The organism is Microcystis sp. M113S1, assembly GCF_020246945.1.
Taxonomy (GTDB): domain Bacteria; phylum Cyanobacteriota; class Cyanobacteriia; order Cyanobacteriales; family Microcystaceae; genus Microcystis.
In genome coordinates, this window is record NZ_JADBSA010000154.1 from 1 (window position 1) to 8,138 (window position 8,138).

The 8,138-nt window shown below is 41.1% G+C and carries 8 protein-coding genes; 6 read left to right on the top strand and 2 right to left on the bottom strand.

The genetic code is table 11. The features are described 5' to 3' along the window. The first annotated feature begins 323 nt into the window (after positions 1 to 323). Positions 324 to 1,202, top strand: coding sequence for a UDP-N-acetylmuramate dehydrogenase (gene murB / locus IM319_RS07695; protein WP_286824028.1), 879 nt, complete (start codon positions 324 to 326; stop codon positions 1,200 to 1,202). Between the two features lie 258 nt (positions 1,203 to 1,460). Here the strand turns inward: murB and IM319_RS07700 are convergent, their stop codons facing one another. Together IM319_RS07700 and IM319_RS07705 are read right to left on the bottom strand one after the other, a co-directional pair. Next, entirely contained in the window at positions 1,461 to 1,742 is a 282-nt protein-coding gene (locus IM319_RS07700) for a HigA family addiction module antitoxin (RefSeq protein WP_260441289.1), read from the bottom strand. Positions 1,743 to 1,747: 5 nt separating this feature from the next. Further along, positions 1,748 to 2,026: a type II toxin-antitoxin system RelE/ParE family toxin gene (locus tag IM319_RS07705; protein WP_002803252.1), complete on the bottom strand. Its 279-nt coding sequence runs from the start codon at positions 2,024 to 2,026 to the stop codon at positions 1,748 to 1,750. Positions 2,027 to 2,745: 719 nt separating this feature from the next. Between IM319_RS07705 and IM319_RS07710 the strand changes: the two genes are divergently transcribed. Genes IM319_RS07710 through IM319_RS07730 form a run of 5 tightly spaced genes read left to right on the top strand, consistent with a single transcriptional unit; the run spans position 2,746 to position 7,942 of the window. Further along, on the top strand, positions 2,746 to 4,479 hold the full coding sequence (locus tag IM319_RS07710) for a peptide ABC transporter substrate-binding protein (RefSeq protein WP_287735196.1): 1,734 nt from the start codon (positions 2,746 to 2,748) through the stop codon (positions 4,477 to 4,479). Further along, entirely contained in the window at positions 4,480 to 5,436 is a 957-nt protein-coding gene (locus IM319_RS07715) for an ABC transporter permease (protein ID WP_287735197.1), read from the top strand. Positions 5,437 to 5,438: 2 nt separating this feature from the next. Further along, a complete protein-coding gene (locus IM319_RS07720; protein ID WP_287735198.1) occupies positions 5,439 to 5,801 on the top strand; it encodes a VOC family protein in 363 nt (120 codons plus the stop codon). An 18-nt stretch (positions 5,802 to 5,819) separates the two neighbouring features. Further along, on the top strand, positions 5,820 to 6,548 hold the full coding sequence (locus IM319_RS07725; RefSeq protein ID WP_190356815.1) for a cytochrome c biogenesis protein CcdA: 729 nt from the start codon (positions 5,820 to 5,822) through the stop codon (positions 6,546 to 6,548). A gap of 50 nt (positions 6,549 to 6,598) precedes the next feature. Then, positions 6,599 to 7,942 carry a cytochrome c biogenesis protein gene (locus IM319_RS07730; RefSeq protein WP_287735199.1) on the top strand — a complete coding sequence of 448 codons (1,344 nt, stop codon included), beginning with the start codon at positions 6,599 to 6,601 and terminating at the stop codon, positions 7,940 to 7,942. Positions 7,943 to 8,138: the final 196 nt, after the last annotated feature.

Sequence of the window (8,138 nt, forward strand, 5' to 3'; positions counted from 1 at the left end):
GTTATCAGTTATCAGTTATCAGTTATCAGATGTAAGTTTTAAGTTAATTAGTTAGTTATCTTTATAGCAGTTTTCATCAGAATGAGGTATGGGCAAGGGGCTTAAACCCTTTGTTGGCAAAACTTGTTGATACCTCAGTAAAGTGAAAAGCGCTATATCTTTATACCTGTTTACTGATCACTGATCACTGTTTACTGTTTACTGATCACTGTTTACTGATCACTGATCACTGTTTACTGTTTACTGATCACTGTTTACTGATTACTGTTCACTGTTTACTGATTACTGTTCACTGAAAATGCTCCCCAACCCCCTAAAACCCTATGATTAAAACCTCTGTTTCTCTAGCTGATTTCACTTCCTACCGGGTGGGGGGAAGAGCGCAATGGTATGCCGAACCCATTAATCTAGAGGAATTAAGAGAAGTGTTCGCTTGGTGGCGATCGCAAGATTTGCCCTTGACTGTTTTGGGGGCTGGTTCAAATTTACTAATCAGCGATCGAGGTTTACCCGGACTTGTCCTCAATACTCGCCATCTGCGATCGAGTTGTTTTGATGGCGAAACTGCTACGATTACAGCAGCAGCGGGGGAACCCCTGCCAAAAATAGCTTGGAGAGCGGCAAAACGGGGCTGGAAGGGCTTAGAATGGGCGGTGGGTATCCCCGGTACGGTGGGGGGTGCTGTGGTGATGAATGCGGGCGCACATACCTCCTGTGTGGCGGATCGATTAGTACGGGCGCTGGTATTAAATCCCGATGGTCAGTTAGAAACTTTAAGCAAAGAAGATTTAAATTATAGTTATCGCAGTTCTTCTCTGCAAGGGGATCAACGTTTAGTTATCGAAGCCACATTTCAGTTAGAAGCGACCGATAATCGCAAGGAAATAATGGCAATTACTACCCATAATTTACTCCATCGCAAAAGTACCCAACCCTATGATCGTCCTAGTTGTGGTAGTGTTTTCCGCAATCCTAAACCGCAATTTGCCGGGGCTTTAATTGAGGAAATGGGATTAAAAGGTTATCAAATTGGTGGGGCGCAAGTATCAGAATTACACGCTAATTTTATCCTGAATATTGGTTCGGCAAAAGCGTCGGATATTCTGCGTTTAATTCGTCATGTGCAGGAACAAGTGTTCGATCGCTGGTCTTTGTGGTTAGAACCAGAGGTGAAAGTTTTAGGGGAATTTGACGGGATTTAACTATTTTTCTCGATAACGGTGGAACTCAGCCGCGATGGGCTGGAGTGCGACGGCAGATATTTTTATAATCCTCTAGAACTGCAATCTGAATAATTGCCTCACGATTAGCATTGACGTTACCTATAATCATTGAAATAAATTTGCCCCAATCAAACCGACTCGATGAACTGCTCGATGTGCGATACGCAATCGGCGATCTGCTATGCAGTGCCTTCGGCATCGCACTGGGGTGTTGAGTCCGTCGGCTGCAAACCCTGGTTAGGCAACTGATAGCCGTTTGACTTTGATATTGCCAATTGTCTGCTCTGCTTGCCATAGATCGTATTGCATTTGCTGATTGAGCCAACTTTCAGGAGATGTATCGAAAGCTTTCCCTAAGCGAATTGCCATTTCGGGGCTAATACCTGCCCTACCATTTAAGATGGCAGATAGGGTTTTTCGACTTACACCCAATGCTTCAGCAGCCTCAGTCACAGTCAGATTCAAAGGTTCGAGACAAAGTTCTTTAAGAACTTCACCAGGATGTGGTGGATTATGCATTTTCATCAGTGGTAGTCCTCAAGATCGACATCACAAGCATCAACACCGTCAAAGGTGAAAGTGATCCGCCAGTTTCCAGATACTCTCACCGTCCAGGTTCCTTTACGTTGCCCTGCCAGTTCATGAAGTACCAATCCGGGCAAGTTCATGTCTTGCGGTGAAGTTGCAGCACTGAGACGAGCCAGAATCAGCCGAATTCGTTTGGCATGATTTGCCTGAATGCCTCGGGTGGTTCCCGACTCAAAGAACTGCTCTAGTCCTCGATGCTTGAAACTGACTATCATCCATTAAGTGTAACCCATAACGTTACTGGTTACAACCCAACGATAAAAAAATAACGCCTACTATTTTTAATATATCTCGTGGGTGGTGCGTTACGACGGATTGCTAGTCCTAAGATAAGAGCAGAGATTGTCGCCGTCTAACGCACCCTACTGGACTATTGATTATACGGAAACTTTGCGTATATTACGCCCAAAAGCGTGTTAGCCAGATTAGCCTACTGCTAGTGGAGCGGTAGGAGCCACATTAGGGAACGCACCCTACGGCGATGGCAATCACACTAACTATATACTAGACGGATTTTTTCCATACAACACCCCAAATACGGATTTTCTGGCTCTTCGTTACTTGTTATGGTTCGATAGGGTGGCATAAATAAACTAAATCCTTATCTGGCAAGAGATTTAATTGATTAGTTCGCTCTAGATCAAAAACAATTGACAAAAATCGCCAAACGTTTTTCTCTATAAGGGTTCCGTCCCTTATAACCCCCGTACATTGCATAACACAAACCGAAGAACCCATTTGTCGCCGTGCCTAGAATTTTATTGTCTAGTACAGCATCGCTACTATAGCACGATCGATTTAACTTGACTAGGAATGGATAAAGGCAAATAATCAATTAATCGATCGAGATCAAGACTCAATGTCTGATAACTTGTTATTGGTGGGGTAGGGAATCACCTAAGTCACCCTGTTGAATTATGTCTTGTCATTAAAAATGTTTAAGCGATCGCTTTTCTTGCCCCTGTTGATTTTATCCCTTAGTTGTACGCTGCTTTTTAGTGCTTGTCGTCAACAAACAGCTAATAATCCTCCAGCAACGGACAATAATAACACAGAAACTTTAAAACTTTTATATTGGCAAGCGCCGACGATTTTAAATCCCCATCTCTCCACGGGATTTAAAGACTCAGAAGCGAGTCGCATTACCTTAGAACCTTTGGCTAGTTTCAATGAAAAAGGGGAATTAGTTCCTTTTTTAGCGGCAGAAATTCCTACTATTGAAAATGGGGGAGTTGCCCGGGATGGTAAATCGGTGACATGGAAGCTAAAAAAAGATATTAAATGGTCAGATGGTACTCCTTTTACTGCCAAAGATGTCATCGCTACCTATAATTTTATTACCAATCCGAAAACTGGTTCTACTAGCGCTGGCAATTATGAAATAGTTAAAAGTGTGGAAGCGATCGATCCCCATACAGTTAAAATAACTTTTAAGCAAGTTAATCCCGCTTGGTCATTAGTTTTTGTGGGGACAGAAGGGATGATTTTACCTGCCCATCTCTATGAAAAGTATAGCAATGAAACAGCACGTCAAGCCCCTGCTAATTTATTACCAGTGGGAACTGGCCCCTATAAAGTGGTAGAGTTTAAACCGGGAGACACGGCAGTTTATGAACCAAATTCTTTCTTTCGAGAAGCGGATAAATTAGGTTTTCAAAGAATAGAATTAAAAGGAGGAGGTGATGCAACTTCGGCGGCACGAGCGGTTTTACAGACAGAGGAGGCGGATTATGCCTATAATTTGCAAGTAGAGGCAAGGGTTTTAAGTGATTTAGAAAAAGCGGGTCGGGGTCAGTTAATATCTAGTTTCGGTTCTTTGATTGAACGAGTTTTATTTAATCTGAGTGATCCTAATCAAGTTACTCCTGAAGGTGAGAGGTCTAGTATTAAGTTTCCCCATCCTTTTTTGAGTGATGTGAAAGTAAGAGAAGCTTTGTCTTTAGCTGTTGATAGAGATACTATTGCCACGCAACTTTATGGTATTACTGGGAAAACAACTCCTAATTTTATTGTGATGCCATCAGAATATAATTCTCCCAATACTAGCTATGAATTTAATCTAGAAAAGGCTAAGAAATTACTAGATGATGCGGGATGGAAAGATAGTAATGGTGATGGCACTAGGGATAAAAATGGGGTAGAAATGAAATTAGTTTTTCAAACCACTGTCAATCCTCTCCGTCAGAAAACCCAAGAAATTATCAAACAAAGTTTACAAGCGATCGGGGTAGAAGTAGAATTAAAAACTGTTGATGCCAGTATTTTCTTTTCTAGCGATCCTGCTAACGATGACACGGTAGAAAAGTTTTATGCTGACCTACAAATGTACACTACAGGTAATAATAGTCCCGATCCGAAAGCCTATTTTAAAACCTTTACCTGTAGCGAAATTCCCCAAAAAGCTGATGGTTGGTCTGGGGATAATTATGCTCGTTATTGTAATCCTGAATACGATAAATTATGGCAAGCTTTTAGTCAGGAATTAAACCCAGAAAAACGGCGAGAAATAGCGATTAAAATGAATGATATGTTAATCAATGATTTTGTGATTATTCCCCTAGTTCATCGTGCCGATGTGGTGGCAATTAGCAATAGTTTATCGGGGTTTGAATTAACTCCCTGGGATAGAAATACCTGGAAGATCAAAGACTGGAAGCGTAGTAAATAAATGCTGAAATATTTTCTGAGAAGATTATTATTTTCGATTCCCACTCTTTTAGCTATTAGTATGGTAGTTTTTGGCATTTTGGCCCTAGCACCGGGGGATCCGATGGGAGAATTTGCCGCTAATCCTGCTATTACAGAAGCAGTGCGAGAAAATATTCGCAAAAGTTTCGGATTAGATCAACCCCTTCCTGTGCGTTATGTCAAGTGGTTGTTAGCATTTCTTCAAGGAGATATGGGCTATTCTTTCACCAGTCGCAGCCCAGTTTTTACCCTAATTTGGCAGCGTTTACCCACAACTCTCTGGATTGTCGGTATTGCCTATATTTTCGGGGTTTTAATCGCTTTTCCTTTGGGCATAATTTCAGCAGTCAAGCGCTATTCTTGGTTAGACAAAATTATCTCTACTTTTTCGCTGCTTGGCTTTTCTTTACCCACCTTTGTGACGGGATTATTATTAATAATTATCTTTAGTGTGCAGTTAAACTGGCTACCATCTTTTTATAACAGTACCCTAGAAATCAACGATTTTAATAGTTTGATCGAGCAGGTTAAACAGTCAATTATGCCCATAACTGTATTAAGCTTATATCAAGGGGCGATGTTGATGCGTTTCGTGCGTTCTTCCGTAACTGAAGAAATTCACCAAGAGTACGTTAAAACTGCCTTAGCGAAGGGACTAACTAATTTTTCCGTCCTAACTAAGCATATAGTTCGCAATGCTTTAATCCCCGTTGTCACCCTGATTGCTCTCGATATTCCCTCAATTTTTACCGGTGCTTTAGTTACAGAACAAGTGTTTCGTGTGCCGGGTATCGGTGCTTTATTAATCGATTCTATTTCCCGCAGTGATACCCCCGTAGTGATGGCGATTACCTTTATTTATGGGATTTTAATTGTTATCTTTAACTTAATTGCCGATTTAACCTATAGTTGGCTCGATCCGCGAGTCAGATATTAACTATGAACATTACAGAATCCTTACACACGGCGATTTTAGTCACCGATCTAGAAAAAGCCGTTAACTTTTACGAAAATGTTCTAGGATTGACTAGAATCGATCGCCCTTTGCAATACGATGGGGTTTGGTATCAAGTGGGAGATTATCAAATTCATTTAATTGTCGATAGCAATTACCAAAACTACCGTCCCAATCCCGAAAAGTGGGGACGCAATCCTCATCTTGCCTTCGCTATTGATGACGTGGCAGCCATGGGTAACTATCTAGAAAGTCAAGGTTATACAATTGAAATGAGTGCCTCGGTTAGAAAGGCATTATTTGTCAGTGATACCGACGGTAATATCCTAGAAATGAGCCAAATTTAGCCTAAAAAATTCCCCAATATGTTAGACCAATTACAGACTCAACTCTATCATCTTGAACAATACGCCGATCGCTTAGTGACTTCCCAACTAACTCACCTTAGTTTTGTCAGTATTGCCGTGATTTTTCTAGCTGGTTTACTCACCAGTCTTACCCCCTGTATGCTGTCGATGTTGCCGATTACCGTCGCTTATATCGGGGGTTACGAAAATAAAGGCCGTCTAGCGGCTTTTTGGCAGTCCACATGGTTTTCCCTGGGATTAGCCACCACCTTAGCGGGATTGGGACTAATTGCCGCTACTTTAGGAAAAGTCTATGGACAAGTGGGGATCGGTTTACCGATTATCGTCAGTGCGATCGCTATTTTCATGGGGTTAAACCTCTTGGAATTATTACCCCTGCGCTTCCCCTCCCTTGGCGCTACCGATTGGATTACCGGCGATTTTCCCCCGATTTTGCGGTCCTATCTTCTCGGTTTAACATTTGGTTTAATCGCCTCTCCATGTAGTACACCAGTTCTAGCAACTTTATTGGCATGGGTGGCAAATACAGGAGATTTAAGCTTAGGAGGGGGATTATTGTTATCCTACACTGCCGGCTATGTTTTACCGCTGATTATCGTCGGTTCTTTTACTGCTTCGCTGAAAAGCTTTCTTTCCCTGCGTCAATGGTCCGGGTGGATTAATCCCGTCAGTGGGGTTTTATTAATCGGTTTTGGAGTTTTTTCTTTATTATCTCGTCTGCTGTGATGGTGGAGAGTTATGATAGATAATTGGCTAGAATTGCAAAACTTTTAACTATGACTATATCGGAAACTTCCTCAAATTTAAAGAATACACCGCCCCAATGGGGACGTAAATTTATCCAGACTATTGCCGATCTGCGATTGGCAATTATCCTCTTACTTTTAATCGCTATTTTTAGCATTTCTGGGACAGTAATCGAACAGGGACAATCCCTATCTTTTTACCAAGCTAATTATCCTGAGAAACCCGCTTTATTTGGGTTTCTGACTTGGAAAGTTTTATTACTAATGGGATTAAATCATGTTTATAGTACTTGGTGGTATCTATCATTATTAATTCTCTTTGGTTCCAGTTTAACCGCTTGCACCTTCCGACGACAATTTCCTGCTTTAAAGGCAGCAAGAAAATGGCAATTTTATCAACAATCTCGCCAATTTCAAAAACTAGCTTTAAGTGCTGAATTAGAAACGGGTTCCCTAGAATCCCTAACCCCCTTGTTAGAAAAAAAAGGCTACAAAGTTTTTCTAGAAAATAACAGTCTCTATGCTCGTAAAGGTCTGATTGGTAAAATCGGTCCGATTATCGTTCATGCAGCCATGTTAATTATTTTAGCAGGAGCGATCTGGGGAGCGTTAACCGGCTTTTTCGCTCAAGAAATGGTAGCTAGTGGCGATAGTTTTCAGGTTAAAAATATTATTGAAGCTGGACCCTTATCTAAAAATTCTCTCCCTAAGGATTGGGGGATTAAAGTTAATCGTTTTTGGATTGATTATAGTCCTCAAGGTGATATAGAACAATTTTATTCTGATTTGTCGGTGATCGATGATCAAGGACAGGAGCTCGATCGCAAGACTATTCAAGTTAACCAACCTTTGCACCATAAAGGGGTGACTTTTTATCAAACCAGTTGGGGAATTGCTGGGGTAAAAGTACAGGTGAATAATAGTCCGATCCTACAGCTACCGATGGCTAGTTTAGACACCAAAGGTAATGGACAAATCTGGGGAACTTGGATTCCGACTAAAACCGATCTTAGTGAGGGAGTTTCTCTTTTAACCAGAGATTTACAAGGTACGGTAATTGTCTATGATGCTAAGGGAGATTTAACCTCTGCTGTACGAGAAGGAATGACGATTCCTATCAATGGAGTTAATCTAAAAATAGTCGAATTAGTGGGCAGTACAGGTTTACAAATTAAGGCAGATCCAGGAGTCCCGATCGTCTATTTAGGTTTTGCTTTACTGATGATGGGAGTGGTAATGAGTTACTTTTCCCATTCCCAAATTTGGGCTTTACAATTGGGCGATCGCTTTTATATTGGTGGTAAAACTAATCGCGCTCAAGTCAGTTTTGAACGGGAAATAATTGATACCATTGAAAGGCTAAAGTTAAAGTAGAATTGACGTTAATCTGGTGTCGTTTCCCGATAAAAAGTTCTGTTTATCTATCTATTGTTTGCTGAATAAATCTAAAAACCTTATCCAACAAGGTTTTTAGACTTTTTTTCCCTCAAAAAGTGCCGACCCTTGGAGTGATTGGGGGGAAAATTCAGGGACTTTTTCCCTGAAAATTAGGTAATTGACCACCTGAAAA